The sequence below is a fragment of the Nonomuraea sp. NPDC049758 genome (assembly GCF_040674635.1).
Taxonomy (GTDB): Bacteria; Actinomycetota; Actinomycetes; order Streptosporangiales; family Streptosporangiaceae; genus Nonomuraea.
The window spans coordinates 75,352-101,323 of the sequence record NZ_JBFAMZ010000027.1; the positions used below are offsets into that span (position 1 = coordinate 75,352).

Consider the following 25,972-nt stretch of genomic DNA (forward strand, 5'->3'; position numbering starts at 1 on the left):
GCGTGCGCTGCTCTTGCGGGCGCCCGGTGTGCGTGGCCGGGTGCGTGCGTTGCTGGTCCGGGTGCCTGGTGTGCGTGGGTGGGCCGGGGCGTTGCTGGTCCGGCGGCTGCGGCGGGCCGTCGCCTCCACCGGGCCGCAGGCCGCGCTGGCCGCCGTGGTCGAGCTGGTACGGGACGGGCTGCCGGCCGCCGGGGTCGCCGTGGAGCTGGCCGGCGTCCGGATCGCGGCGGGCGAGCCCGGGCCGGTGGCCTCCGACGTGCCGCTGGTGTGGCACGGACGGGCGGTCGGCCGCCTGCTGATCACCCCGTCCGCCGACCCGCGGACGGTCGCCGCGATCACCCCGTACGTCGCCGACGCCGCCCACAGCATGGCCGTCACCGCGGATCTGCGCCGGGCCCGGGACCGCGTGCTCGCCATCCGCGAGGAGGAACGCCGCCGCCTCCACCACGACCTGCGCGAAGGGCTCGGCCGGGCCCTGCGCGACCTGGCCGGGACGGTCGACGCCGCCGCCACCGGCCACCGCACCGACCCGGCCGCGGCCGACCGGCTCCTGCACGACCTGAGCGCCGCCATGAACACGATCAGCCAGGAGATCAGAACTCTCCTCCAGGACCCGCGCCCCCACCCTGCCCGGCCACCGCTCCAGGACGGCCCGCGCCCGCAACCGGTCCCGTCACCACTCCCGGGCCCGCGTCCTCGTGTGCCGTCGCCGCGGCTCGATCGGGTGCGGGCTCATTCGGGGGCGACCGGCGTGACGTAGACCTCGCGGATCTCCGGACGCCGCCGCAGCCGTTCCTCGACCGCGGCCATGGCCCGCTCGGCCCGGGGAAGGTCGGTGGCCGAGGCGAGGGTCACCCGGGCGGCCACCATGACCTGGTGGGGCCCGACGATCACCGCGATCACCCCGCGCACCCCGGTGACGTCCGGCACCTCGACGATCGCGCGGCGGATGCGGGCCAGGTCGGCGGCGTCCACGCTGGGCGCGGCGATGAGGTTCTGGTTGAGCCGCAGCAGCAGGCCCGAGACCGCGACCAGCAGGACCCCGATCAGCACGCTGCCCAGCGAGTCGAAGACCTCGTTCCCGGTCGCCTGGTGCAGCGCGAGGCCGGCCACCGCGATCGGGCCGCTGACCACGGCCGCAGCGTTGGCCAGGGTCACGGTCTTGGCCGCCGGGTCGCTGCCGGCCAGCAGCTCCGCCCACAACGACCGGCCGGTCACCGTGGCCCGCGCGCCGAGCGCCCGTACCGAGACGACCAGGGCCCACCCGTCGCTGACCGTGATCAGCACGATCACCAGGTAGCCCAGCGCGTACGAACCGCCCGAGGCCGACGGCTCGCCCAGACCCTCCACGATCGAGGCGACGCCCCCGCCCACGAACAGCCCCACGGCGGCGAACAGCGACCAGAAGAAGATCTCCTGCCCGTAGCCGAGCGGGTGCCGCTCGTCGGCCGGACGCGCCACCCGCGCCAGCCCGATGAGCAGGAACACCTCCACCCCGAAGTCGGCCACGCTGAACATGGCCTCGGCGTACAGGATGGCCGAGCCGGTGACCGCCGCCAGGACCCCGAGGACGACGGCCTGCGCCCCCACGACCACCATCGTGACGATCACGCTGGTCCGGCTGCTGGGCCGCGCGCTCATGCCGGCACGACCTCCCGGCCGGCGGTCATCGCTTCGGTGTCACCCGTACGACGGCGCGGCCGCGGTCGAAGGACAGGAAGCGCAGGACGACGTCGTTCAGGGTGAGCGTGGTGACGCCCCGGATGTAGCCCGAGCAGCCCCCGCCCTCGTCGAACTTGCAGGTGGACGCGCCGCCCTGCTCGCCCTGGGAGCTCATGTCCCCGCCCCCGGTGAAGTCCGCCTCCCACGTGACCTTGTCGCCCTGGACGCTCGCGACGGCGAACCGGGAGACCCCGTGACGCTGCCCGAACTTCAGGACGTCGCCGGCCCGGAGGGTGACCTCGCACCGGGCGTCCGCGCACCCGCCGACCTCCCGCCCGCCCTCGCCCGCGGCGGCACCGGGAGACGACCCGTCCGGCGCGGACCCGTCCGGCGCGGATTCGGACGCGGCGGATTCGGGCGGCGCGGGCGCGGACGGCGACGTGCGCCCGGCCGTCCCGACGGGACCGGCGCATCCGGTCAGCGAGCAAGCCAGCAGGAGTACAAGCCACTTGACCATGGCAAACACCCTAGGCGCCGGGACCGACCCGGCCCCGGAGCCTCGCCCGGCGCGCCGCCGCACGTGCTCAACGAGTGACGCGCAGGGCCCACTCGACCGAGTCCGGAGCCTGGACCCGTACCGTCAGGGTCTTCCTGCGGCCCAGGTCGAGGCGGTTCATGACGGGGCTGATCAGGTCGTCGAGGCAGGTGAAGGCCATGTTGACGCCCGGCTCCAGGATGATCTCCGCCTTGCCGTCGCCCCGGCACCGGAACAGCACCCACAGCTCGTCCTTGCCGGGCGGCACGTCGCCCACGACCATGCTGCCCTTCCGCGGCCCCGCCTTGAGCACGGTGGCGGTCCCGGCTTCCATGCCAGGCAGGCGCAGGGCCTCATGACCGGGAGAGGGCGTGCTGGACGGGGTGGCCTCCCGCCGTACAGCCGCCGGACCGGCCGGTGGCGCGGCCGTGCAGGCCGTCGCCGGCCACAACAGGCAGCAGGAGCCGACGAGAGACGCCGTCTTCCGGATCGTCATGCCGAGATCCCCTTTGTCTGGCGGGCCGGCCGACGCACGCGCGGGCCGGTCGCGAATGGAACGGGTCCGGAACGGGATGGAACGCCCTGTATTACGTGAGTCATTCGTCGGAGTCCTTGATACCTGCCGGCCGCACCGGCCACGTCAGCGGGCGGCGCCCTTCTCGGGTGTCGTCGTTGGCGTTGCTCATCGCCGGTCAGGGGTTCTCCGGGTTCGGCGACCAGTTCTTCGTCGTCGCCCTTCCGGGGATCGTGCTGCTGCGGCACGGCACCGCGACCCTCGGCACGGTGCTGACCGTCTACGGCGTCTTCCGGTTGATCGGGCTCGTGCTCGGCGGCCCGCTCGCGGACCGCTGGGCGCCCAGGCCGGTCATGCTGGCGGCCGACGTCGTGCGGGCCCCGGCCGCCGGGCTGCTGTGCGCCCTGGCCTGGGACGGCGCGGACCGGCTCTGGGCGCTGGCGGCGGGCACGGCGGTGCTCGGCCTGGCCGGGGGCGCCTTCCTGCCGGCGAACTTCTCCGTCATCCCCGACATCGTCGAGGAGCCGCGGGTCCAGAGCGCCAACAGCCGCAACTACGCGACCGCGCAGGCCGTCGCGCTGACCGGGCCGGTGGTCGCGGGCGTGTTCGTCGCCCGTCTGGGCCCGGGGCCGGCGCTCGCCGTGGACGCGGCCTCGTTCGCGGTGTCGGTGGCGACCCTGTGGTTCGTCCGGCCGCGCCCCGGCCGGGTGCGTCCGGAGCGGGGGCGCGGCGGGCCCGGCATGTGGGCCGTCGTGCGCGGGTTCCCGCTGTTCAGGGTCATCCTGACGCTGGCCGCCGTCGGCAATCTCGGGTTCGCCGGGATCCTGGAGGTCGGGTTGCCGGCGCTGCTGCACGAGAGCGCGCCGGCCACGTTCTCCACCGCGTACGGGATCGTGCTGGGGGCCTTCGGGCTCGGCGCGCTGGCGGGCAGCGTCGCGGCGGGCCTGCTGCCCGCCCCGCGCAACCCGGTACGGGCGGCGGTGCTCCTGATGCTCCCGCAGGCCGCGCTGCTCGGCGCGGTCGGCCTGGCCGAGGGCCGGGTCTGGCCCGCGGCGCTCTTCCTGGGCGCGGGCGCGGCGAACGCGGCGGGCAACGTGCTGCTGATCACCGTCGTGCACACCACGCTCCCCGCGGCGGTGCGCGGGCGCGTGTCCGGGGCGCTGCTGGTGGCCTCGTTCGGGCTCTTCCCCGTGGGCGCGCTGCTCGCGGGACTCCTGGCTTCCGCGGCAGGACCGAGGACGGTGTTCCTCTTCGGCGCCGCCCTCGTGGCCGCGGCAGGCGTGGCCGGTCTCGTCTCCGGGCCGGTCCGGACATTCGCGAGAGGGGGTGAATCGCATGACGTACGAGATGAACGACCTGGGCACTGAGGCGCCGGTCGAGGTGAGCTGGGTCATTTTCTGATCCCGGCGACAGGCCGCGGACAGCGGCAGACAGCAAGAGGGCATCCGGGGGGTACGGCCGCCCCCCGGATGCCCGTCCGGCCATTTCCGACCCGACGGCAAGGACGAAGGAAGATGCCCGTTTCGCTCGACAGACTCATCCGCGTCAAACCCATCTACCCGGTGTACCGGCTGGACGGCACCCGGTTCCGGATCGGCGCCCAGGCAGGCGTCACCGTCGACTTCACCGACCCGTACGGACAACTCTGGACCCTCGTCGAGGCGCTCGACGGCACCCGGACGCTCGGCGAGGTCGCCGCGGCCGTGGGCCGGGCGCACCCGGGAATCGGCGTCGAGGACGTGCTCGGCGCCGTACGCGACCTGGACGGCCGCGGCTTCCTGGAGGACGCCCGCCCCAGCCCGTACGACGGCGGCGACGCGCGCCGCTACCAGGGCAACGTCAACTACTTCAGCCACTACGCCGGCCTGTCCGCCGCCCGCGAGCAGCCGCAGGACCGGCTGCGCGGCGCCCACTGCGTGCTGCTCGGCCTGGGCGGCGGCGGCTCGTACATCCTGCCCATGCTGCTGGCGGCCGGGTTCGGCCGGATCACCGCCGTCGACTACGACCGGGTCGAGCTGAGCAACCTGAACCGGCAGTTCCTCTACCGGGAGAGCGACCTCGGCGCGTACAAGACCGCGGTGGCCGCGCGGACGGCCAGGGAGGTGAACCCCGGCGTCGAGTTCGCCGCCGTGCAGCGCAGGATCGAGTCGGCCGCCGACGTCGCGATCTGCGCGATCGACGAGCCGCCGTTCGTCGCCCAGCGCCGGGTGAACGCGGGCTGCGTGCAGGAGGGGGTGCCGTACGTGTGCGGCGGCTCGTTCGTCACCCGGGGCCGGCTGTTCTCGGTGCGTCCGCACGAGACGGGCTGCATGGACTGCCTGCACCTGTACTACTCGCGCGCCGACCCCAGCTACCTCGCCCAGCTCGCCGGGGCGCTGCGGGCCGAGCACGGCCGGGTCACCCTCGCCTTCGCCCCGCACATCGCACTGATCGCCTCGCTGATCACCGGCGAGGCGATCCGGCTGGTCACCGGCCACGCCGAGCCGATCGCCCTGGGCCGCCAGCTCGACGTGCACTTCGAGACCGGCGAGCTGGAGGTCATGTCCCAGTGGCCGCGCGACCCGGACGGCTGCCCGGTCTGCGGCGACGGCGCCGACGCGGCCTCGTTCGCCGTGTGGGCGGAGGCGGAGAGCGGCTCGCCTATGCTTCGCTAGATGGACGTCATCCATCCCCCCAAACTCAAAGCGGGCGACGTCGTCCGCGTCGTCGCGCCGGCCTGCTCGCGCGCGATGGTCATGGAGCACGACCACACCGCGCACATCGACGCCCGCTTCGCCGAGCTGGGCCTGACGCTCACCTACGGCCGTCACGTCGACGAGCGGGACGCCTTCCACTCCAGCAGCGTCGCCTCCCGCGTCGCCGACCTGCACGACGCCTTCGCCGACCCGTCGGTGGCGGCGATCCTGACGGTCATCGGCGGCTACAACTGCAACGAGCTCCTGCCGCACCTCGACTGGGAGCTGATCCGGGCCAACCCCAAGATCCTTTGCGGCTACTCCGACATCACCGCCCTGCAGAACGCCGTCCTCGCCCGCGCCGGGCTGGTCACGTACTCGGGGCCCCACTGGTCGACGTTCGGGATGCGCGACCACTTCGAGCAGACCCTGGAGTGGTTCACCGCCGTCCTGTTCGGCGACGCGCCGGTCGAGCTGGGGGCGTCGAAGTACTGGACCGACGACCTGTGGTTCCTCGACCAGGACGGGCGCGAGCCGATGCCCAACGAGGGCTGGTGGCCGCTGCGGCCCGGCGCCGCCGAGGGGCGCGTGATCGGCGGCAACCTCTGCACCCTGAACCTGCTGCAGGGCACGCCGTACATGCCGCCACTCGACGACGCGCTGCTGATCGTGGAGGACGACCTGGAGTCCCACCCGGCGATCTTCGCCCGCAACCTCACCTCGCTGCTCCAGCTCCCGGGCGCCGAGACCGTCCGCGGCCTGGTGATCGGGCGGTTCCAGCAGGCCAGCCGGATGACCCGGGACCTGCTTGAGCAGATCGTCGAGACGCAGCCGGGGTTGCGGGACGTCCCCGTCCTGGCCAACGTCGACGTCGGCCACACCAACCCGCTGGCCACCTTCCCGGTCGGCGGCCGGGCCCGCCTGACGGTCGGCCCCGAACCGTCGCTGACCCTCGTCCGCCACTGACTCCTGATCGGCCGGTGACCCGCCGCCGCTAGGACGCGGCGGCGGGCTCGCGGCGCGGGGCCGTGGCCTCGGCCAGCGCCTTGCGCTCGGCCTCGACCAGGGTGCGGCAGCGCGCCGCCTCGGCCTCCACCCGGGCCTCGTCCCAGCCCAGCAGCCCCGCCATCAGCCGCGCCACCACCGGGGCCGCGTCGAGCGCGGCGGGGATCGCCTCGATGAGCATCCGGGTCCGGCGCGACAGGACGTCCTCGGCGTGCAGCGCGCCCTCGTGCGTGACGGCGTACACGACCTCGGCCCTGATCCACGGGCACCCCTCCACCAGCGGCTCGCCGAGCGAGCGGTCGTCGTCGACCAGGGCGAGCACCTCCATCGCGAGCGTGCCGTAGCGCTGGACGAGGTGCTCCACGACGTCGGCGTCCACGTCGTGGTCCTCGGCCAGCCGCCGTACGGACGCGCGCACCGCCGGCAGCCCGTCCGCGCCGATCAGCGGCAGCCGGTCGGTCACCGACTCCGGCACGTCGAAGCCCTCCAGCGCCGCGTCGACCACGTCCTTGGCCATGACCCGGTACGTGGTGAACTTGCCCCCGGCGATCGTGGCCAGGCCCGGCGCCGGCACGTCCACGACGTGCTCGCGGGACAGCTTCGTGGTCGCCGAGCTCTCGTCGGCCGCCACCAGCGGGCGCAGGCCGACGTAGACGCCCACCACGTCCTCGCGGGTCAGCGGCCGGGCCAGCACGGCGTTGGCGCGGTCGAGGATGTAGTCGATGTCCTCGCCGGTGGCGGCCGGCTCCTCGCGGTCGCCGTCGTACTCGGTGTCGGTGGTGCCGACGATCCACCGCCGCCGCGTCCACGGGATGATGAACAGCACGCTCTTCTCGGTCGGGATGATCATGCCGGTGGCCGAGTCGATGGCCTCGCCCGGCACCATGACGTGCACGCCCTTCGACATCCTGACCTTGAAACCGGCCGGCGCCGAGCCGGGCAGCCCGTTGATCGGGTCGGTCCACACGCCCGCGCACACCACCACGGCGTCGGCCCTGACGTCGAGGTCGCGGCCGGTCTCCTCGTCGTGCACGCGGGCGCCGACGATGCGCTCGCCGCCCTGGTCGCGCAGCATCTCGACGACCCTCGTCCGGGTGGCGACCACGGCGCCGTGCGCGGCGGCCGTCCTGGCCAGGGTGAGGGTGAAGCGCGCGTCGTCCACCTGGGCGTCGAAGTAGATCATGCTGCCCGACACCGCGTCCGCGCGGAGGCCGGGCGCCATCCGGCGCGACTCCTTGACCGACAGGTACCGGTGCCGGGGCATCGGCCGGCGCATGCCCTCCAGCGTGTCGTACAGGGTCAGCCCGGCCCCCACGTACGGCCGCTCGATGAACCCGTGCTGCAGCGGATACAGGAACGTGACCGGCTTGACCAGGTGCGGGGCCAGCCGCGAGACCAGCAGGTCGCGCTCCTTCAGCGCCTCGCGGACCAGCTTGAAGTCGAACTGCTCCAGGTAGCGCAGCCCGCCGTGGATGAGCTTGCTGGACCTGCTCGACGTGCCGGCGGCCAGGTCGCGGCTCTCCACCAGCGCGACCCGCAGCCCGCGGGAGGCGGCGTCCAGCGCGGCGCCCGCGCCGGTCACGCCGCCGCCGATCACCAGCACGTCGAAGGACTGCTCCGCCAGCCGGTCGATGGCTGCCTGACGGTTCCTGGCGTCCATCGCCCCGGTCATGTTCATGGATCCCCCGAACAACACTTTGTGCTCAAACGCTCACGATCCGTATACGTTTCCCCGATCAGGGAATGGCACACAACGCCGACACCACGAAAGCGGGGACAGCGGTGGTCGAACGTGTCAAACGCCTGGAACTGGCCGGTGAGCTCATCGCCGAGTTCGCCGGCACGATGGTGCTCATCCTGTTCGGGGTGGGCGTCGTCGCCCAGGTGGTCGCGGCCGGCATCGGCGATCACGACAGCATCGCCTGGGCGTGGGGGATCGGCGTCGCGCTCGGCGTCTACGTCGCGGGCCGTATCACCGGCGCCCATCTCAACCCGGCCGTCACGCTCGCGTTCGCGGCCTTCCGCGGGTTCCCGTGGGCCAAGGTGCTGCCGTACTCGCTGGCGCAGACCGTGGGGGCGTTCGTCGGGGCGCTGCTGGTGCGCTGGAACTACACCGAGGTGCTGAACAAGGTGGACCCCGGGCACACGCTGAAGACCCAGACCGTCTTCTCCACCCTGCCCGGCAACGGCTCGCTCCCGGTCAGCGCCTGGGGCGGGTTCCGCGACCAGATCATCGGCACCGCCATCCTGATGTTCGTCCTGTACGCCCTGTCCGACTCGCACAACCTCGCGCCCGGCGCCAACCTCAGCCCGGTGGTCATCGGCCTGCTCATCGTCGGCATCGGCATGGCGTGGGGTGCCGACGCCGGCTACGCGATCAACCCGGCGCGCGACTTCGGGCCACGACTGGCCAGCTACCTCACCGGCTACTCCGGCGCCTGGCGCGACCAGTACGGCGACCTGTACTTCTGGGTGCCCATCGTCGGCCCCCTGCTCGGCGGCCTGGCCGGCGCCGGGCTCTACCAGCTCATGATCGCCCGGTTCCTCCCCGAGCCCGAGCCCGACATCGAGGACGCGGGCCGCGTCTGACCCGAACGGAGGAGAACGACCATGCCCGATTTCGTGGGGGCCGTCGACCAGGGCACCACCAGCACCAGGTTCATGATCTTCAATCACAGCGGCCTGGAGGTGTGCAAGTTCCAGCTCGAACACGAGCAGATCCTCCCCAGGGCGGGCTGGGTGGAGCACAACCCGATCGAGATCTCGACCAGGACCTCCGCGGTGATCGAGACCGCGCTCCAGCGCACCGGGCTGCACGACACCGACCTGGCCGCCGTGGGCATCACCAACCAGCGCGAGACCACGGTCGTGTGGAACCCGCGGACCGGCCGTCCGTACTGCAACGCCATCGTGTGGCAGGACACCCGCAGCGCCAGGATCGCCGCGCAGCTCGAACGGGACGGCCGCGGCGAGGTCATCCGCAGGAAGACGGGCCTGCGGCCGGACGCCTACTTCTCCGGCGGCAAGATCCAGTGGATCCTGGAGAACGTCGAGGGCGTGCGCCAGGCGGCCGAGCGCGGCGAGGCGGTCTTCGGCAACACCGACACCTGGACCCTGTGGAACCTCACCGGCGGCGCCCGCGGCGGCGTGCACGTCACCGACGTGACCAACGCCAGCCGCACCATGCTGATGGACCTGGAGACGCTGGAGTGGGACGACGAGCTGCTGTCCTTCTTCGACATCCCGCGCGAGATGCTGCCGGAGATCCGCCCGTCCTCCGAGCCCGCCTCCTACGGCACGACCAGCAGGTACGGCGCGTTCGGCGGCGAGGTGCCGATCACCGGCATCCTCGGCGACCAGCAGGCGGCCACCGTCGGCCAGGTGTGCTTCTCGCCCGGCGAGGCCAAGAACACCTACGGCACCGGCAACTTCATGCTCCTCAACACCGGCACCGACCTCGTACGCTCCGAGCGCGGCCTGCTCACCACCGTCGCCTACAAGTTCGCCGGCCAGCCGGCCGTGTTCGCGCTGGAGGGCTCGATCGCCGTGACCGGGTCGGCCGTGCAGTGGCTGCGCGACCAGTTGCACATCATCCGGTCCTCCGCGCAGAGCGAGGACCTGGCCCGGCAGGTGAACGACAATGGCGGGATCTACTTCGTCCCGGCGTTCTCGGGGCTGTTCGCGCCGTACTGGCGGCCGGACGCGCGCGGCGCGATCGTCGGCCTGTCCCGCTACAACAGGGACGCCCATCTGGCGCGGGCCACGCTGGAGGCCATCTGCTACCAGAGCCGGGACGTCGTGGAGGCCATGCAGCAGGACTCCGGCGTGGTGCTGGACGTGCTCAAGGTCGACGGCGGCGTCACCGCGAACAACCTGTGCATGCAACTCCAGTCCGACATTTTGGGCGTGCCGGTCAGCCGTCCCGTGGTGGCCGAGACGACCGCGCTGGGCGCCGCGTACGCCGCCGGGCTGGCCGTCGGCTACTGGAAGGACACCGACGAGCTGCGCGCCAACTGGGCCGAGGACCGGCGCTGGAACCCGGAGTGGACCGACGAGCAGCGCGAGAAGGGGTACGAGGGCTGGAAACGCGCGGTGAGCCGCACCCTCGACTGGGAGACCTGACCGCCGCCGAAGGCGCGCGACGCCCTTACCGTGCGCTTACCGGGGCGGCGCCCAGAATGAGGTCTCCAGCGGAAGGAGACAGCGTGCGATTACCGTCCCATGCCGGCCGGACCCCTGGTGGCCACGCTCCGCCCGGCAGGGCCGCGGCGCTGTTCGGAAGGCTGGGCATCCGCGCCCGGCTGACGCTCACGTACGGATCCATGCTGTTCGTCGGCGGCACACTCCTGCTCACCGTCGCCTACCTGTTGCTGCGCGCGGTGCTCGACGGCGTGGAGTTCTCACTGGACGTGCCGCCGGGCACCCCCGACGAGCTGGTGACGGTCTGGCGGCACCAGATCGAGATCCAGGCCGTCAAGCTGGACGAGCAGATCCTGAGCCGCATGGTCCAGCAGTCCGTGCTGATCCTGCTGGGCGTCGGCCTGTTCGCGCTCGTCTTCGGCTACCTGGTCGCCGACCGGGCGTTGCGGCCCGTCGCCAAGATGACCGCGACGGCCCGCAAACTGTCCGAGAGCACGCTGGCCCACCAGCGCATCGACCTCCAGGGCCCGGACGACGAGCTGAAGGAGCTGGCCGACACCTTCGACTCGATGCTGACCCGGCTCAACAGCGCCTTCAACTCCCAGCGCCGCTTCGTCGCCAACGCCTCCCACCAGCTCCGCACGCCCCTGACCATCAACCGCACGGTCCTGGAGATCGCGCTCTCCGACCCGGCGGCCTCACCCGACCTCAAGGCCCTCGCCCGCACCCTGCTGGAGGTCAACGCGCGCAACGAGAAGCTCATCGAAGGGCTGCTGCTCCTGGCCAGGAGCGAACGGGAACTCGCGCGCCGCAAGCCGGTGGACATCGACGACGTGGCGCTGACGGCGGTGGAACAGCTGACGCCCGTCGCCGACCAACGCGGCGTGACCGTCATCTCCCGCCTCGGCGGCACCACGATGGCGGGCGACCCCGTCCTCCTGGAACACGCCGTGGGGAACCTGGTGGACAACGCCATCAAGTACAACCTCCCGCAGGACGGGCAGGTCTGGATCAGCACGGAGGAGACGCTGAGGGGCGAGGTCGTCGTCAGGGTGGCCAACACCGGGCAACCCGTGCCGGCGTACGAGGTGGGGAGCCTGTTCGAGCCGTTCCGTCGGCTCAACGCCGACCGGGTGGACTCGGCGAACGGCTCGGGGCTCGGGCTGTCGATCGTCCGCGCGGTCGTCCAGGCCCACGGCGGCGAGGTGACCGCGACCCCGCGCGAGGGCGGCGGCCTGTCCGTGACGATCAGCCTTCCCGGCCGCTGAGGCGGCCCGGCCCGGCCCCCGATCCGGGCGCGGGCCGCCTGCGGGGCGGGTCGCTCACATGCCGGGCGGCGGGTACGCCTCCGGGTGCTCCTTCGGGTCGGGCATCTGGTCCCAGGACGGGTCGTCGATCACCTTGCAGGGCTTGGCCGGCCCGTCGACCAGGAAGCCGCTGAACTGCCACAACGCCCTGGGCTTCTCGGGGCCGGAGGTCTGGTCGCCGTTCTCGGTGAACTCCAGGACGGCGGTCTGCCCCGTCTTGATGCGCTTGGGGTCGATCCGTACCTGGCCGCCGCCCATCCGGAACGTCTTCGCGTTGGGGGTGTTCTCGATCGCCTCCTTGATCCTCTTCCGGACCGCGGGGTCCTTGCTCTGGAGCTCTTCCTTGGTGAAGGAGGGGCCGGCGTCGGCCGGGGCGCGGTCGGGGGCGCAGCGGGTGCCGGGCTTGAGGTAGGAGACGTCGGAGGGCACGCCGAGCGCCTCCAGGTCCTTCTCCACCTGGGCGGGGTCGCGGAACTCGTTGATCTGCAGCGTGATCGTGCCGTCGGTGTTCTTGGTGAGCGCGTAGGCGGGGGCGTCCGAACCGTTGAGGAACGGCGTCACGACCGCCGCGGCTGCCGCCACGGCGGCCACCGCCGCGCCGGTGAGCAGGCGCCGTCTGGTGCGCCGGCGCCGGGCCCCGTTGCGGGCCTCGATCTCGGCCTTCATTTCCATCAGTACGTGCTCCTTGAAGTTCATCGGATTCCTTCCATGACGAAGGGAGCCATCTCCGGCACGTCCATGAGCGCGTGGCGGGCGCGGTGCAACCTGGCCCGGGCGGCTCCCTGCCGGATGCCCAGGGCGGTGGCGGCCTCGCTGATCGTGAGCTGGTCGATGACGACCAGTTCGAGCATCGCGCGGTCACCGTCGGGCAGTCCGGCCATGGCCTGGAAGGCCCGCCTGGCCAGGTTCTCGGCGTCGATCCGCGCCACGAGCTCGGCCACGTCGTCGGAGTCGAGATGCCGTCGCCCGCCGACCCGATCGGCCAGCCTCAACTCCTTGTACGCCCGCCGCCGCTCGGCGGAGAGCGTGTTGCGTGCGACGCCGTACAGCCAGGCGATCTCACTGCCGCGTCCGGGCCGGTAGGTGTGGGCGGAGTCGAGCACCGCCATGAACACCTCCGCCACCAGGTCGGCGGCCGTGTGGGGATCATCGACCCGGCGGGCGAGGAATGAGGTGACCGCATCGACGTGGCGCCGGTAGAAGGCTTCGAAAGCGTCCGGATCTGTGGCGATATCCGGCTGTTTGCGACGCACCGGCCGTGCTCCCTTCGTCGATTACACCCCTTCTTGGTCAGTAGCCGAGAAAACGTTATGAGAGCCGACAGAACAGACGCCCCGCGCCGTCTCTGACGACGCGGGGCGCGGTCTTGCTACGTTGCCCGGCATGGGCCACGGAAACAGATCACTGAGCCGGGCGGACGTCACCACGGCGCTGGCCATGACCCTCGACGCCGCGGGCGCCGCCGTCCGCTACCGCCTGTGCGGCACGGGCGCGGCGCTTCTCCAAGGCGTCCAGCTGCCTGCCGGGGACATCGACCTCCTGATGCCCGGCCGGCCGGAACTGCACGCGTTCGCCGCGGCCCTGGCGCCGTTCCGCTGCCTCCACGCCCCCGCCTGGCTCCCGGAAAGCGACCAGTACTTCGCCAGATTCGCGGTGAACGGGGTGGAGGTCGAGCTCAGCACCGTCGAGCGGCAGGCCGGTTCGGACGCCCTGGAATGCGTCGGCGAAGGGCCGTGGCGGCATCACGTCCTGGTCGCGTGCGGTCCGCACCAGGTGCCGGCGGTCCGGCTGGAGATCCGGCTGGCCACCGAGCTCCTGCGCGACCGCGCCGACCGGTACGGCCCGCTCGTCGGCCACCTGCGCGCCCACGGCTTCGACCCCGGCCTGCTGCGCCGCGCGATGGACGCCGCCGGCGTCCCCTCCGCTCGGCGGCGTCCGATCCTGGAGGAGCTCAGGTGATGATCGCCGGGCTCAGGACCGCGAGAACTTCTTGAACAGGAAGAAGTAGAGCTTGATGTACTGCCCGACGAGGATGCCGTTGATGATGGTCCCCTCGCGGATGAACTGCGGGCCGCCCAGGAAGATCAGCCCGATCGCCGCGGAGACCACCAGCAATGTGCAGTCGAAGCCGGTCTTGAGGTTGCCCCATTTGAAGCCGGTCCGCTTGAAGAGCGTGTTGACGAACATGTCGACCGGCATGAGCACCAGGTTGGCCCGGATCATCAGGAACAGGCCGAACGCCAGCGTCGCGTCCGCGACCACCAGGAGGACGAACTTGGCGGCGTAGGCGTCCAGCGCGATCCAGCTCGTCAGCATCAGGTTCAGATCGAGGAACGTGGCCAGCACCAGGGCCGGGATCAACGCCAGGAAGTTCCTGAGCTTGAAGTCCTTCGGCAGGACGAGATAGGTCAGCAGCAACATCAGCAGCTCAAGGGCGAAGTTGAACGTCCCCTGGCTGATCGAGGGGAAGACCAGGGTCATCGTCCGGGTGAGGCTGCTCTGCGGCGAGATGCCGATCCCCGCCCTGATGGCCAGGCTGACCCCCAGGGTCAGCAGGTAGATGCCGGCGCCGTAGGTGATCCAACGCCGCACCAGACTTCCGGTGTCGACGACTCCGGCCTCTTGTTCATGCTGTAGCACAGTTGCCTCCTTGGCTGTTAGCTGTTCCGGCCGGAGCCTGCCGGACGACGCGGTGTCCGCTTCTCAGAGCACGGTTCAGACCATGAACCCGAAGCGGTCGAGTGAGATGAACAGGGTCAGGAGCTTGTTGACGACCGGCTCGCCCTCGTTGTGGTTGCCCAGCTTCTCCAGGGCGGCGTCGATCGACCGGGTCGCGTCCACCAGCTCGGCCAGGCTCATGTCCGCCATCACGCCGTAGATGTCGAGCGGCAGCGCGGCCTGCACCTGCCCGCCCTCGGTCACGAGGCAGCCGCCGACGAAGGCGTCGAGCTGCCTGAGGTTGTCGCACATCTCGGCGCTGTCGCTGCCGACCACCACGAAGTAGGCGAAGGGCGCGGGCCAGAACGTCGACACGGCGCCCCGGTCGATCGAGACCCCCTTGAACAGCCCGTTGACGACGTGCCGGGTGCCGTCCGCGTACCGCTGGACGACGGAGATGCGGTTCAGCGTGACACCGTCCACCTCGGGCACGACGGCGCCGTCCGCGAACGGCACCCAGACCTCCTGGGAGAACTTCAGGTGGCCGCGTCCGTAGACGTCGAAGAGCAGGACCTTCGCCCGGCTTCCGTCCTCGGAGATCTCGATGGGCGTGAGGTCGAGCTGTTCTGGAGCCAGGTCGGTGAGGCCGGGCCGGGGCTCCTGCACCATGACCGAATAGTCCAGATCGACCGGCTTGAGGAGCTTGCGGTCCTTGGCGACCAGCTCGCCGCCCTTGAACACGTACAACGGGTTGATCTTCGACAGGCTGTCGGTCAGCACGATGTCGGCGAAGCGGCCCGGGGCGAGGGAGCCGAAGTCGTGGTCCATGCCGAAGGAGCGCGCGGAGTACAGCGTGCCCATCTTGATCGCCTGGATCGGGTTGAGGCCCATCTCGACGGCCAGGGAGATCACCCAGTCGATGTGCCCCTTGGTCAGCACCCGGTCGACCGAGATGTTGTCGGCGCACATCTGGAAGTTCTCGGCCGGCCAGCGGCGCTTGACGATGGCGCGCAGCATGGTTTTGATCACCTCGGGGCTGCCGACGCCGAACTTGATCTGGGTCTGGAAGCCGTACCGGATGCTCTTCTCGATGTCGTCCTCGTTCCAGACATCGTGGTTGTTGTGCGCGCCGATCGCGGGCATGTAGTTCAGCAGCATGTCGGGCAGCGCCGTCACGCCCCAGTGGCTGTTCACGAAGCCGCCGTTGGCGCGGCCCAGGGCGGACTTGCGGAAGTCGTCCTCGTTGCCCGTCATGTAGGACAGGTGGGCGAGCTCGCCCAGCCCGATCACCGGGTCCATCTTCAGCATGGCGTCGGTGACCTCGACCGACGTCTTCTTGCCCGGCGCGAAGGCGTAGATCCGGTAGGGCAGCTTCTGGTAGTCCTTGAACAGCGCCGCGGCGGCCTCGACGGCCTCGTCACCGGCCGCGCTGGCGAAGTCCAGGGTCTCGGCGAAGATGGTGGTCGTGCCGCTCGGGACGATCGCCTCCCCGAACGCCGCCGGGTGGGCCAGCTGGGCGTCGAAGTGCAGGTGCGCGTCGATCAGCCCCGGGATCGCGTAAAGGCCCTGGCCGTCGAACACCTCGCGGACCCGCACGATCGACTCGTCCGGGTTCAACGCGATGATCCGCTCGTTGTAGACGAGGATCGAACCCTGGAAGACGCTCTCGCTGTGCACGTCCAGCACACTGAGGTTGCGCAGCAGCAGATCTGCCTCCCTCTCCCCGCTCAGGATGTCGAAGACCGCCCGCACGTGGTCGTAGTGGACCGAGACCCGGTCCGTCCCACCGGCCTGGCTCGTCTTCTCCTGCTGGAGCATGATTTCCTCGCTTCATTGCTGGGCTGTTGGATTCCGCTCGCGGAACGAGACCCGAGGACGCGGCTCCGGGATGCCGGCAGCCGGTCGCGGAGTTTCAGCACAGGGCCGCCGTGGCCGTGTCGCTCGTACGCGCTGTGGCTATGAAATGGCACGGCACCGTTGCTGGCAAGCAGCCGTTTTCGCACGGACTGTACTCTTTTTGCGCACGGTCCAGCCCAGGGAGGCCCCATGCTCCACTCACGCGTGCTGCACTACATCGACGAGGTGGCGCGGTACGGCTCCATCCGGGCCGCCGGCGCGAGGCTCCACGTCGCCCCGTCGGCCATCAACCGGCAGATCCTGCTCCTGGAGGAAGAACTCGGCGAGCCCCTGTTCGAACGCCTGCCGCGCGGCATGCGGCCCACCCCGGCAGGCGAGGTCCTCCTCGCCCACGTGCGCAGGACGCTCCAGGAGTACCGCGAGGCCGTGACGGAGATCCGCGACCTGCAGTCACTGCCGAGCGGCGAGGTGGTGATCGCCACGATGACCGGCCTGGCCAGCAGCATCGTCTCCACCGCCACCGTGAACTTCCACGCCCGCCACCCCGAGGTGCGCATCTCCATCCGCGCCCTGTCCACCCACGAGATCCTCCGCGCGGTGGCCGACAGCGAGGCCGACCTGGGCCTCGGATTCAACGTCCCGTCTTCGCCGCAGCTCGAACTGTGCTGGCAGATGGACACCCGGCTCGGCGCGGTGATCGCCCCCGCCCACCCGCTGGCCCGCCTGGAATCCATCCCCCTGGCCCAGTGCGCGGCCTACCCGCTCATCTTCGCCGACCGCTCGATGGTGATCCACGGCATCATCGCCGACACCTTCGCCGAGGCCGGCCTGAAGGTCGAGCCCGCCTTCCACACCAATTCGATCGAGACGATGAAACGCCTGGCCGCCGCGGGGGAGGCCATCGCCTTTCTCAGCAGGTTCGACATGGCCGAGGACCACCACAACGGAACCCTCGCCTTCCGCCCGGTGCGCGACCGCGCCTTCAGCAACAACATCCTCTCGCTCGTCCGCCGCGAGAAACACGGCCCAGGCCCGGCCGCTCTGCTGTTCGCCGAAGAAATCATCCAAACCCTGGAATCCGTGGCCCACCCACCCCTTTGACGAACTCGTCAAGGACATTCGGCGCGCATGATCTCGTCCATGAAGCGGCCGAATTCGAGGTCGTCATACATCCGCGCGATGGGCCAGACCTCCTGGAACTCCTTCATCTTCACGTCCGCCGGGGTCCTGGCGGAGGTGCGCGGTCCTGAATTCGTTCAATTGGCCCACGAGACTGCGGTAGTCGCCGGCTGTCAGCCGGTCAATTCGACGAATTGCATTCTCCGGCGGTTCCGTGTCTGTCGCCACATGGAAAAGGGGGTCAGCGTACGATCACGCCGGGGTGCGCGGCCTCGAAGGCGGCGAGTCCGTCGGCGGTGAGCCGGAGATGAAGGCCGCCGGCGACGTCCACCGTCAGGGGCTTGTCCTTGCCGTAGAACACCAGGGAGACATCCAGCTCAAGGTAGGTGTTGTCGTGCGTCTCCTCCAGGAAGTTGCGTTCGACGATGTTGGCGTTCCGCGACGCGGCCTCGTCCGCCGTCTTCACGCTGCCGCCGACGCCGCCGAAGCCGAGGCCCCCGTCCTGCGCCCCGGCGGACCCGCCCGCTCGGGCCGCCACGCCCCGGCCCTGCTCCTGGCCGTGCCCCACCGTGCTCATGGTCTGGGCGTAGACACGCTGCTTGACCAGCGCGGTGGTGATCTCGCGGGCCCCGGTGACGTCGATGCCCACCCTGCCGATCCCGGGGATCTCGTACTCGTGCGCGAGCAACTGATCCAGGTTGGCGCGCATGGTCCGTTCCTTGGTGGCCTCGGCGAGTGACATCCCGGCCGGGCGGGAGAGCTCGAACCCGTCGGGCCGGTCGGCCAGGGACGGGACCTCGCCCCGCAGCCTCGGCGGCACCGCGCTCAGCGGCGCCCATTCCTCGACCAGCGAGGCGGCCGGGAACGCGACCTGGCTGACGTCCCCCCTGGGCACGCCGTCGCCCAGGGTGGCGGACATGCGGTTCGGCCCCGTCGCCTCCGCCCAGCGCGGATCAGCGGCGGCGACCGGTGTACGCCCCGCGACCGGGGTGCCATGCGGCACCTCCGTGGTGAGATGGCCCGGCACCAGGACGCCGACCTCGCCGTCCACGACCGCCCGGGACGTCTCGGTGACCCCGGCGTGCCGGTCGAGCAGCCTTCCGGCGCCGTCGTGCCCGGTCATCTCGCCCACCTTGAGCAGCACGTTGCGGGCCACGTTCTGCACGGGCTCCAGGAGCGGGCGGACCGGGACGTGTTCGAGCGTGACCTCGTACCGGACCGGATGCCGGAACTCCTGCGGGGCCTCGCGCGTCTGGTAGCGGTTGATCGCCTTCGCGATCGTCCCCTCCCCGTCCACGGTGTGGGAGTCGCGGGAGTTCGCGAACCCCGCCTCGCCTCCTCTGAGCTCGCCGCCCGAGGACTCCATGTAACGCGCGATCGCCTCCGCGCCATGGTCCGTCCCCGCCTCGCGCACGCTCAGGTCGCCGCTCAGGCGCTCGTTGCGCAGCATGAGGCCGGTGTCAGGACGCTCACCGACGTGTACGCCGTCGCCCACCTCGGCCGTGACCCGGATGCCCACGCGTTCGGTGACCCGGCCGTTCTCGTCCGTGACGAACAACCAGGAGGACACGCCGTTCCCGCGCAGCTCGCCCAGTTTGGTGCCGAGCGCGTCCTGGCCGTAGTTGCCGCGCAGGTGCTCGGCCACCGGGTGGTTCGTGAGCTCCTGGCCGGGGAGGAGGAGGCCGTCGCGGCGCAGCAGCTCCACGATCTGCGGCAACACGCCCTCCGCGTCGAGGTGCTGGACGTAGGCGGTGTTCAGCGCCGCCTCGGGCGCCACGTAGGCCCGCGTCGTGTCCCCGGCCGGCCTGACGGGCTCCACGGCCTGCGGGCCGTCGAGCCCGTGCCGGCGGGCCACCTCGTCGGGCAGCACGAGGTCCACGATGTCCTCCACCCGGACGTACGTGGTCGGGCCCTGCTCGACCGTTCCTCCGCTGGTCCTGCTGGGGGTGACCTCCAGGACCAGGTCCGCGCGGTACCAGTGGGAGGTGCTGCCGTCGGAGTAGGTGACCCGCGAGACGTCGCTGCTGCCCAGGTAGGAGCTCTCCACGGCACTGCGCTTGGCGGCGCCGTGCACCCCCGCTCGCGCCACGACCTTGCGCTCGGTCCCGCCGGCTTCCCCGGCGCCGGGCGCGGCCCCCGCGGCCTCGCCGTCGCTCAGGGTGACGCGCAGGCCGGTCCTGGCGTGGCCGCCGACCGCACGCCTGCCGCGTTCGCCGTCCAGCGCCCTGGAGTTGCTGCTGGAGTAGCTCTCGTGCTCCACCCCGCTCTCCGACTTGACGTGCCGCACGTCGGCCACATGGGCCTTGACGTGCAGGTCGTGCCGCGTTCCCGCCCGGTCCGACACGGTGTAGTGCAGGCCGTCGGGATGAGACGTGATCATGGTCTCCAGGTTGATCACGTCGGTGGCGGTCTCGAACACCGGCGGCACGTCCAGCCGCTCCGCGGCCGCCGGCAGTCCCGCCCACCGGTTGTAGGCCCCGGCCAGCGTCGAGGGCAGGTCGGGCATGGCCCCCATCCGGACGATGGCCGACAACTCGTCGGCGCCGGGCCGCCACAGGTCGGCGGGCCGCTCGGTGGACGACTCGACCCGTCCCAGATGCGCGACGTCCTGCGCGAGCACCGGCCGCTGCGGCAGGTGGACGTCCGGCACCAGGATCTCCGCCCTGCTGCCGTGCACCTCCCACGAGGTGTTCAGCGTCTCCGTGCCGTCCCGCGAGATCCTCATCCTGACGTCGAAGGACAGATCCCGCGTGATCGTGAAGCCGCCGCTGGTCTCCGTGCGGTCGTACCTCGTGTGACCCGAGGAGAAGCCGGTGCTCTCCGACTTCGTGCCGCTCCCGGTGAGCGACAGGTTGACCGGGTCGATCTTGAGCCGTTCCGTCACGTCGAGACGCGCGACCCCACGCACCTCCGCACGGCCCGTGCGGGAGCTCTCCCGCTGGCTGGTGTCGGTGCGCGAGGTGATCCGGCGCTCGTTGACCGTCAGGTCGGACGCGCCGACCTCGTGCCGCCGGCCCAGCGTGCCCTCGGCCAGGATCTCGATGGTGTAGCCGCCGATCGTCCTGTCGTACCTGATGCCGTGGAGGGCGTGCGTCAGGTCGGCTTCCAGCGCCACGGCGCCGAAGCGGCTCTCCAGGTCCCGCACGACCTGCCGTCTGATCTCCGGCGGGAGGTCGGGCAGCGCCTGGTCGACGGCCTGGCGGAGCTCCGCGCTGAGCAGCGTCTCGCCATGCACCCGGACGCCGCTGCCGAGCCCCGTGCCGCGACCGGCCGCGAGCGTCTCCGGCTCCAGGACGTGCGGGTCGTAGCCGCGGTTGGGGTGCTCGCCCCTGGCCGGGTACTCGCCGACCGGTTCGTTCAGCGTGAACTCCGTCCCCACGTCGTCGATCTCCCGGTGGAGGTCGGCGAGCTTGCGCTGGATGTCATTGAACTCGCCCAGCGGGCGCAGATCGTGCCCGAAGACGTCCTGCTCCATCCGGGACGCGTCGCGCGTCGGGACGATCAGCTCGGCGTTCACCTCCACCTCGAAGGCGCCGAGCCTTTCGGTCTCGACCTGCAGCCGCATCCGGGCGTCGTACATGGTGACGTCGCCGAGCCTGGTCAGGACGGTGTGGTTGCCGTGCGCCCGGTTGGTGGAGGTGACGTGGTCCGTCCCGTAACCGACCCCGCCGACGGCCCGCGCGACGACCTCCGCGTGCTCGCCCAGCGGCAACCCGATCTTGCCGCCCGCGTGGACGCCGACGCTCGCGCCCTGCCGGTGCGAGGTGCCCTCGCTCTCGCGCCGCCCCAGGTCGTCCCGGAACATCGTCTCGACCGGCGCGCGCCCGCCTCCGTCGATCGGCTCGACCCGCGTGATCTCGCTGGTGATCCGGACGGAGTCCTCCTCCGACCGCAGCAGCGAGGTCTTGTACCGGATCGCCTCGGAGGAGACCCCGCTCGACAACATCGACTGGCTGCGGTTCTTCATCCCCTGCTCGCTGAGCAGCGTGGAGGTGAGATGGTCAGTGATCTTGACCACCTCGCCCGCGGGCAGCCCCGCCGCCAGCCCCCGGCGCTGCACCTCCAGTACCAGAGGCGTGACGTCCAGCCCGGTGATCGCGATCCCGTGGTCACGGAACTTGTGCCCCGCTCCCTCCGGCACCTCGTGGCGGGGGAGCGGCGACGGGTGGTCGGTGCTCAGCAGCGGCCCTTCCCGGGTGAACTGCTTGGGGAAGGGGATGGTCAGCGAGAGGTCCGGCACCGCCGCGGTCTGCGTGACCCGCTCGCCGTTGCGGTAGACGTCGAGGACGATGTCCGCGGCGAAGTAGTCATGGGCGGGGGAAATGGCCTTGTGCCCGCTGATGACCTCCACGCCGTTCGTGTTGGTGGTCCGGGCCGTGCTGGTGACGCCCGAACGGGGCAGGGCGTTCGCCTCGGCCTCGTCCGGCGAGTGGTAGAGCCCCTTCATCAGCCCCGCGGTCCGATCCAGCGAGGAGCCCCGCGAGGACTTGCCCTCCACGCCGTCCCCGCCGAAGGCGACCGGCTTCTCCGGGGGCAGACTCGGCTGCTCCACGTGCGTGAACTCGTTCGGCCGGAGCTTGAGGTAGATCACCTTGTCGCCGACGCCGAGCGCCACGCCCCTTTGGAGGTGGTTGGTCCAGACCTCGCGGTCGCTGCTGGCGAGCGCCTCCGCCAGCCAGAGGCGGATCACGGCTCGTTCCCGCGGGACGATCCCCGTGATCCCGGCGGTCATGGCGTGCGCCGCCGCCCTCGGGTCCGCCGGCACCCTGACGTCGTGCACGGCCGTCTCGCCCAGGGCTCCCATCTCGACGACGCGAGGCGGATGGATCTCCGGCTTCGGCAGCCCCGGGTCGGCGGAGGCCAGCTGGGACGTCAGGCCCTGGAGCACCTCCGACGGCAGGTCGGGGCTGTGCCAGGCGGGCGACTCGATGGTCCGCTGGTTGTGGTTCACCGCCGCCAGGAGCGTGTCGGCGCCGGTCTTGGGCCCGTGCCCGTTCCCGCCGTCCGGGCCGGACAGCGGATGTCCGGACGAAGAGGACGAGTGGGGCGCGGACGGGCCGTCGGCGCCGTGCGGCAGCGGCGAGGCCAGGTGCTGGCCGTCCGCGCCGAGCGCGCTGGACGTGATGCCCTTGGCCAGCAGGTCCCAGCTGAAGTTGCCCTGGACCAGCATGGAGCCGGCCGTCGTGATGCCACCGGTCACGGCGAACTGCGCGGCCTGGCCGTACAACGACGAGTGCGCCGCCGCCAGCAGCTTCTCGGCCGTGGACATCTCGGCCCTGGTCAGCCCGGCCCGCAGCGTGGGCGTGGCCAGACGGCTCAGCCCGCCCGAGACCACCCCCATGAGCCCGCCCATGGCGCCGCCGCTCACCGCCGAGATCACGAGCTGCTGGACATCGATGTCGTCCCTGCGGCCCTGCAACATCTGGGTGCCCTGGATGCCCAGGTCCATGCCGGCCACGATCCCGGCGAACAGCAGGATGTTGCGCCGGCACTGCCGGGCGATCTGCGCGACCGTCAGCCGGGCGAGCTGCAGCCGCGGTGGAACGAGCGCCAGACTCGCCCCGCCGGTGGCCAGGGCCGCGGCCAGCAGATACCCCAGCTGCATGATCAACAGCCAGACGGTGACCTCGATCATGTACTTGGCGTACTGGATCTGCACGCCCACGCCGTTGAGCGCCACCGCGGCGTCCACGAGCCGCTTGACCGCGAGGGCGACCTGACCGCCCGCCACCTTGTCGACGTGGGCGGCGAAGGCGAGATGGGCCTCCCCGTCCCAGTCCTTGCCGATCCTGCGCGCGCTGCCCGGCAGGTCGGCGCGGGTGCCCTCGACGATCCGGTGCGCGGCGATCACGCACGCGTCGGCCAGCCGGAAGCAGCCGGTCTCGTCCCCTTCCGGCCAGTCCATGCCGACCACCCAGCCGACGTACGGCTTGGCGAAGTCGGGCACCAGGAACCCGTCGAACCCCATGGACGATCAGTTCCGCGTGACGGCGGGAGGAGGCTCCGCCGTCTTGTAGTTACGGGCGCTCGCGTTGAGCCCCAAGGCGACGTTCTCAAGTTCGTCGATGTACGCCGTCAGGGCGTCGAAGATGCCGCGTTCCATCTCGGGCAGCTTCTTGGCCAGCTCCGCGCCGTACTCGTCGTCGCCGAGCGTGTTCCGGTCCCGGTTGAAGGCCGCGCGGAGGTCGGCGCGCACCTGCTCGACGTTCCCCGCGAACAGCTCGTACGTCCTGGCCTCCCGGTACAGCGCCTCCCGCTGCACGTAGTAGCCGCTCACGGGGCCGGCTCCACGGGGCCGGGGAAGAACGCGTCGAGCGTGGCCCGCTCGCCGAAGACGTCCTCGTAGGGCAGGCCGTCCGGCATGAGGGGGTTCAGCAGCTCCCTGCTCTGCTCGGAGACCGCGGCGGTGGCCTCGTTGGCCTGCTGCATGATGGCGTCGGCCAGCTGGGTGGGGGACAGGTTGCGAAAGGCCCGGGGGTTCAGCTCGATGCCGCGCAGCTGGCCGTGGCGGCCGACGGTCACGGTCACCATCCCGTCCGCCGACCGTGCCGTGTGCTCCAGGGCGGAGAGCTCGCCGAACGCTTCGCGTACGCGGGCCACCTGCTGGTTGATCTCGCCCGCGAGCGCACTGACCTCCGCCTCGAACGCGTCCGCCACAGAAGCACCTTTCGCCCGCCTAATACCGCGATGCATCATACGACACCCTTTTTTACAGTATTAGGGGTGTCCGTATCGTTTACCTTCTGTTAACAAAAGTGTCACGAGGTGTCTGAGTAACGTCCGCCGTGTCGCACAAAGCCGGGCATTCCCCCTGGAGCCCGCCTCCTTTGCCGGGCGTCCGGACAATGGCCTGACGCCCGGACATTGGCCCGGCATCGGGCCTGGGCCTGCGGTGCGGCGGCCGCCCTCCTCCTTCCGGCCGCAGACGGGTCCTCCCGGTGGCCGCGGAAGATCACTCTCCGGGAGGAGTGCGGATCGCTCGCCCCGTCCCACAATCGGCAGTACGGCACCGGAGATCATCGGGGCATCCGGTGGCCGCCGCAGATGCAGGACCCGCACCTCGCGTACGCCGCGACCGCACCGCAGGAGCCCATGTGACCCGTCTTCGTCCCGCACTCACCGCCGCGCTGCTGGCCGCGGCCTTCATGGGGGCAACGTCCCTGCCGGCCCAGGCCACCGAAGGCCAGTCATGCAACACCGGCCCGAACGGCCCGGCGTGCCACTCGCCCGGCTGGGGCACCAAGTGACAGGAAGCCCGACTACCAGCGTCTGATCAAGAAGGGCCGCCGCCTCAAAGCCCTCCCCACCACCGACCACCCCGCGCTGCTTCTACGGACGCCCCAATGCCCGCAGAAGCAGCCCGTCGGTAGAGGTTCAAATCACAATGGCTCGCCATTTCGCGATAGCGACATATCCCGCCTCTGCCATAAATGAGAAATGCGGGCATCGGCCGCACACCGTCGCGCCGTGGCGTGCGACATCTGCCGGCGGTGCTGCGCCGGCAGGTGGTCGGACCGCGCCCCTTCAGCGCACCATCGCGGCTGAATGCCTCCACCGGAGCGTCTGCGGTTGGTCGTGACGCCGAGCACCGTGTGGCGCTTGCACGCTGATCTGGTGCGACGGCTATGGACCGTCAAGCACCGCAGTCAGGGCCGGTCTTCCTGCTTCTTCGCCTGGCGAGAGAGAATCCGCTGTGGGGCCATCGGCCGATCGCCGGAGAATTCGCAAGTCTGAGCCATCGAGTGGGAGCTTCTACGGTGTGGCTCATCTTTGGGGAGCCGGCATAGACCCCGCGCAGGACTGGATGCGCGGCCTGGCCGAGCGGACCCTGTCCTTGCGCGGCTCGACGAACGCCTGATCGTGGCATTCACCCGGTTTCGGGCCAGGTCACAGGCCTATGTTGGCCTTGGCGCCCATGTAGGAGCCTGCCCCCGGCCATCCGGCCTGAGCGAGCTCGACAAACCGCTGGGGGAAGCCGAGCGCGGGCAAATCGGTCAGGGCCACGAACTTCACGCCGCGGATCGGCGTGCTGTCTGCGCCCGCCACGACGTCCCCCACGGTGCCTCCGGTGCGGGCGGCCTCGAACGTCATGTGCACGACGTGAGTGTCGCAGCCGGGCAGATGGTCGCACACGTACAGCAGCCGGCCTACGCTGACCTCGACGCCGGTCTCCTCGCGCATCTCCCGCACCAGCGCCTCTCCGATGGGCTCGCCCGGCTCGACCTTCCCACCGGGCAGCGACCACGAGCGGCCGGTGTCGGTGTCCTGGTCCAGGAGCAGAATCCGGTCGTCCTCGATGAGCACGCCGGTGACTCGTACCTTCATCACCTGCGCAAGGTATCCCGGCACCCGATGCCGGGCGCGGAGACTGAGCAGGCGAAGGTGATGATCACCGAGGCCGGGCCGGGCGCCCGGGTCCGCCAGCGGACGCGCTACCTGCCTCAAGGAGGACCGTCCTGGGCAGCGCCTACGACAGCGCGCTGGTTCAGTAGCGCGGTGT

General features: G+C 71.0%; 22 protein-coding genes. 10 read left to right on the top strand and 12 right to left on the bottom strand.

Annotated elements, in window-relative coordinates; genetic code table 11:
* Window positions 1-70 precede the first annotated feature (70 nt).
* A complete protein-coding gene (locus AB0J46_RS44930; protein WP_364341551.1) occupies window positions 71-760 on the top strand; it encodes a hypothetical protein in 690 nt (229 codons plus the stop codon).
* Here AB0J46_RS44930 and AB0J46_RS44935 read toward each other — a convergent pair.
* The 3 genes from AB0J46_RS44935 to AB0J46_RS44945 all read right to left on the bottom strand — a co-directional run bounded on the left by AB0J46_RS44935 (window position 733) and on the right by AB0J46_RS44945 (window position 2,693).
* On the bottom strand, window positions 733-1,641 hold the full coding sequence (locus AB0J46_RS44935) for a cation transporter (protein WP_364341553.1): 909 nt from the start codon (window positions 1,639-1,641) through the stop codon (window positions 733-735). The two genes, AB0J46_RS44930 and AB0J46_RS44935, sit on opposite strands and share 28 nt — an antisense overlap.
* A gap of 25 nt (window positions 1,642-1,666) precedes the next feature.
* Complete coding sequence (locus AB0J46_RS44940; protein ID WP_364341555.1) at window positions 1,667-2,179, bottom strand: hypothetical protein; 513 nt, start codon at window positions 2,177-2,179, stop codon at window positions 1,667-1,669.
* Between the two features lie 67 nt (window positions 2,180-2,246).
* Window positions 2,247-2,693, bottom strand: a complete 447-nt coding sequence (locus AB0J46_RS44945) for a hypothetical protein (protein WP_364341557.1) — start codon at window positions 2,691-2,693, stop codon at window positions 2,247-2,249.
* Between the two features lie 176 nt (window positions 2,694-2,869).
* Here AB0J46_RS44945 and AB0J46_RS44950 point away from each other — a divergent pair, with 176 nt between their 5' ends.
* From AB0J46_RS44950 to AB0J46_RS44960, 3 genes are all read left to right on the top strand, one after another.
* Entirely contained in the window at window positions 2,870-4,078 is a 1,209-nt protein-coding gene (locus tag AB0J46_RS44950) for an MFS transporter (protein ID WP_364341559.1), read from the top strand.
* A gap of 147 nt (window positions 4,079-4,225) precedes the next feature.
* Window positions 4,226-5,365 carry a ThiF family adenylyltransferase gene (locus tag AB0J46_RS44955; RefSeq protein ID WP_364341561.1) on the top strand — a complete coding sequence of 380 codons (1,140 nt, stop codon included), beginning with the start codon at window positions 4,226-4,228 and terminating at the stop codon, window positions 5,363-5,365.
* Window positions 5,366-6,352, top strand: a complete 987-nt coding sequence (locus tag AB0J46_RS44960) for a S66 peptidase family protein (protein ID WP_364341563.1) — start codon at window positions 5,366-5,368, stop codon at window positions 6,350-6,352.
* Between the two features lie 28 nt (window positions 6,353-6,380).
* Here AB0J46_RS44960 and glpD read toward each other — a convergent pair whose 3' ends face one another.
* Entirely contained in the window at window positions 6,381-8,063 is a 1,683-nt protein-coding gene (gene glpD / locus AB0J46_RS44965; RefSeq protein WP_364341565.1) for a glycerol-3-phosphate dehydrogenase, read from the bottom strand.
* A 110-nt stretch (window positions 8,064-8,173) separates the two neighbouring features.
* On the opposite strand from glpD, the gene AB0J46_RS44970 reads away from it, so the two are divergent.
* From AB0J46_RS44970 to AB0J46_RS44980, 3 genes are all read left to right on the top strand, one after another.
* A complete protein-coding gene (locus AB0J46_RS44970) occupies window positions 8,174-8,980 on the top strand; it encodes an MIP/aquaporin family protein (protein ID WP_364341567.1) in 807 nt (268 codons plus the stop codon).
* A 21-nt stretch (window positions 8,981-9,001) separates the two neighbouring features.
* Window positions 9,002-10,513 (top strand): glycerol kinase GlpK, encoded by a 1,512-nt coding sequence (glpK, locus tag AB0J46_RS44975; RefSeq protein WP_364341569.1) that lies wholly within the window; start codon window positions 9,002-9,004, stop codon window positions 10,511-10,513.
* Between the two features lie 83 nt (window positions 10,514-10,596).
* A complete protein-coding gene (locus AB0J46_RS44980; protein ID WP_364341571.1) occupies window positions 10,597-11,799 on the top strand; it encodes an ATP-binding protein in 1,203 nt (400 codons plus the stop codon).
* Between the two features lie 54 nt (window positions 11,800-11,853).
* Here AB0J46_RS44980 and AB0J46_RS44985 read toward each other — a convergent pair whose 3' ends face one another.
* Both AB0J46_RS44985 and AB0J46_RS44990 read right to left on the bottom strand, forming a co-directional pair.
* Window positions 11,854-12,534: a hypothetical protein gene (locus AB0J46_RS44985; RefSeq protein ID WP_364341573.1), complete on the bottom strand. Its 681-nt coding sequence runs from the start codon at window positions 12,532-12,534 to the stop codon at window positions 11,854-11,856.
* A complete protein-coding gene (locus AB0J46_RS44990) occupies window positions 12,531-13,091 on the bottom strand; it encodes an RNA polymerase sigma factor (RefSeq protein ID WP_364341575.1) in 561 nt (186 codons plus the stop codon). Before AB0J46_RS44990 ends, AB0J46_RS44985 begins: the two co-directional genes overlap by 4 nt.
* A gap of 130 nt (window positions 13,092-13,221) precedes the next feature.
* Between AB0J46_RS44990 and AB0J46_RS44995 the strand changes: the two genes are divergently transcribed.
* Window positions 13,222-13,797 (top strand): hypothetical protein, encoded by a 576-nt coding sequence (locus AB0J46_RS44995; RefSeq protein ID WP_364341577.1) that lies wholly within the window; start codon window positions 13,222-13,224, stop codon window positions 13,795-13,797.
* A 12-nt stretch (window positions 13,798-13,809) separates the two neighbouring features.
* Here AB0J46_RS44995 and AB0J46_RS45000 read toward each other — a convergent pair whose 3' ends face one another.
* Both AB0J46_RS45000 and AB0J46_RS45005 read right to left on the bottom strand, forming a co-directional pair.
* A complete protein-coding gene (locus AB0J46_RS45000; RefSeq protein ID WP_364341579.1) occupies window positions 13,810-14,430 on the bottom strand; it encodes a DUF6198 family protein in 621 nt (206 codons plus the stop codon).
* Between the two features lie 123 nt (window positions 14,431-14,553).
* Entirely contained in the window at window positions 14,554-16,314 is a 1,761-nt protein-coding gene (locus tag AB0J46_RS45005) for an adenine deaminase C-terminal domain-containing protein (protein ID WP_364341581.1), read from the bottom strand.
* Between the two features lie 228 nt (window positions 16,315-16,542).
* Here AB0J46_RS45005 and AB0J46_RS45010 point away from each other — a divergent pair, with 228 nt between their 5' ends.
* Complete coding sequence (locus tag AB0J46_RS45010) at window positions 16,543-17,454, top strand: LysR substrate-binding domain-containing protein (RefSeq protein ID WP_364341583.1); 912 nt, start codon at window positions 16,543-16,545, stop codon at window positions 17,452-17,454.
* A 259-nt stretch (window positions 17,455-17,713) separates the two neighbouring features.
* Here the strand turns inward: AB0J46_RS45010 and AB0J46_RS45015 are convergent, their stop codons facing one another.
* From AB0J46_RS45015 to AB0J46_RS45025, 3 genes are read right to left on the bottom strand one after another with little or no spacing between them, the layout of a single operon-like run.
* Window positions 17,714-23,440: a hypothetical protein gene (locus tag AB0J46_RS45015; RefSeq protein ID WP_364341585.1), complete on the bottom strand. Its 5,727-nt coding sequence runs from the start codon at window positions 23,438-23,440 to the stop codon at window positions 17,714-17,716.
* Between the two features lie 6 nt (window positions 23,441-23,446).
* Complete coding sequence (locus AB0J46_RS45020) at window positions 23,447-23,749, bottom strand: hypothetical protein (RefSeq protein ID WP_364341587.1); 303 nt, start codon at window positions 23,747-23,749, stop codon at window positions 23,447-23,449.
* Complete coding sequence (locus tag AB0J46_RS45025) at window positions 23,746-24,129, bottom strand: YbaB/EbfC family nucleoid-associated protein (protein ID WP_364341589.1); 384 nt, start codon at window positions 24,127-24,129, stop codon at window positions 23,746-23,748. Before AB0J46_RS45025 ends, AB0J46_RS45020 begins: the two co-directional genes overlap by 4 nt.
* A 437-nt stretch (window positions 24,130-24,566) precedes the next feature.
* Here AB0J46_RS45025 and AB0J46_RS45030 point away from each other — a divergent pair, with 437 nt between their 5' ends.
* Window positions 24,567-24,719, top strand: coding sequence for a hypothetical protein (locus AB0J46_RS45030; protein WP_364341591.1), 153 nt, complete (start codon window positions 24,567-24,569; stop codon window positions 24,717-24,719).
* 640 nt (window positions 24,720-25,359) lie between these two features.
* Here the strand turns inward: AB0J46_RS45030 and AB0J46_RS45035 are convergent.
* Window positions 25,360-25,797, bottom strand: a complete 438-nt coding sequence (locus AB0J46_RS45035) for an NUDIX hydrolase (protein WP_364341627.1) — start codon at window positions 25,795-25,797, stop codon at window positions 25,360-25,362.
* Between the last annotated feature and the right edge of the window lie 175 nt (window positions 25,798-25,972).

Bases quoted from the DNA above. Each gene is read 5' to 3' on its own strand.
- AB0J46_RS44935 (WP_364341553.1), bottom strand. From the start codon at position 1,641: ATGAGCGCGCGGCCCAGCAGCCGGACCAGCGTGATCGTCACGATGGTG.
- AB0J46_RS44940 (WP_364341555.1), bottom strand. From the start codon at position 2,179: ATGGTCAAGTGGCTTGTACTCCTGCTGGCTTGCTCGCTGACCGGATGC.
- AB0J46_RS44945 (WP_364341557.1), bottom strand. From the start codon at position 2,693: ATGACGATCCGGAAGACGGCGTCTCTCGTCGGCTCCTGCTGCCTGTTG.
- AB0J46_RS44955 (WP_364341561.1), top strand. From the start codon at position 4,226: ATGCCCGTTTCGCTCGACAGACTCATCCGCGTCAAACCCATCTACCCG.
- AB0J46_RS44960 (WP_364341563.1), top strand. From the start codon at position 5,366: ATGGACGTCATCCATCCCCCCAAACTCAAAGCGGGCGACGTCGTCCGC.
- glpD (WP_364341565.1), bottom strand. From the start codon at position 8,063: ATGACCGGGGCGATGGACGCCAGGAACCGTCAGGCAGCCATCGACCGG.
- glpK (WP_364341569.1), top strand. From the start codon at position 9,002: ATGCCCGATTTCGTGGGGGCCGTCGACCAGGGCACCACCAGCACCAGG.
- AB0J46_RS44985 (WP_364341573.1), bottom strand. From the start codon at position 12,534: ATGAACTTCAAGGAGCACGTACTGATGGAAATGAAGGCCGAGATCGAG.
- AB0J46_RS44995 (WP_364341577.1), top strand. From the start codon at position 13,222: ATGGGCCACGGAAACAGATCACTGAGCCGGGCGGACGTCACCACGGCG.
- AB0J46_RS45005 (WP_364341581.1), bottom strand. From the start codon at position 16,314: ATGCTCCAGCAGGAGAAGACGAGCCAGGCCGGTGGGACGGACCGGGTC.
- AB0J46_RS45010 (WP_364341583.1), top strand. From the start codon at position 16,543: ATGCTCCACTCACGCGTGCTGCACTACATCGACGAGGTGGCGCGGTAC.
- AB0J46_RS45015 (WP_364341585.1), bottom strand. From the start codon at position 23,440: ATGGGGTTCGACGGGTTCCTGGTGCCCGACTTCGCCAAGCCGTACGTC.
- AB0J46_RS45035 (WP_364341627.1), bottom strand. From the start codon at position 25,797: ATGAAGGTACGAGTCACCGGCGTGCTCATCGAGGACGACCGGATTCTG.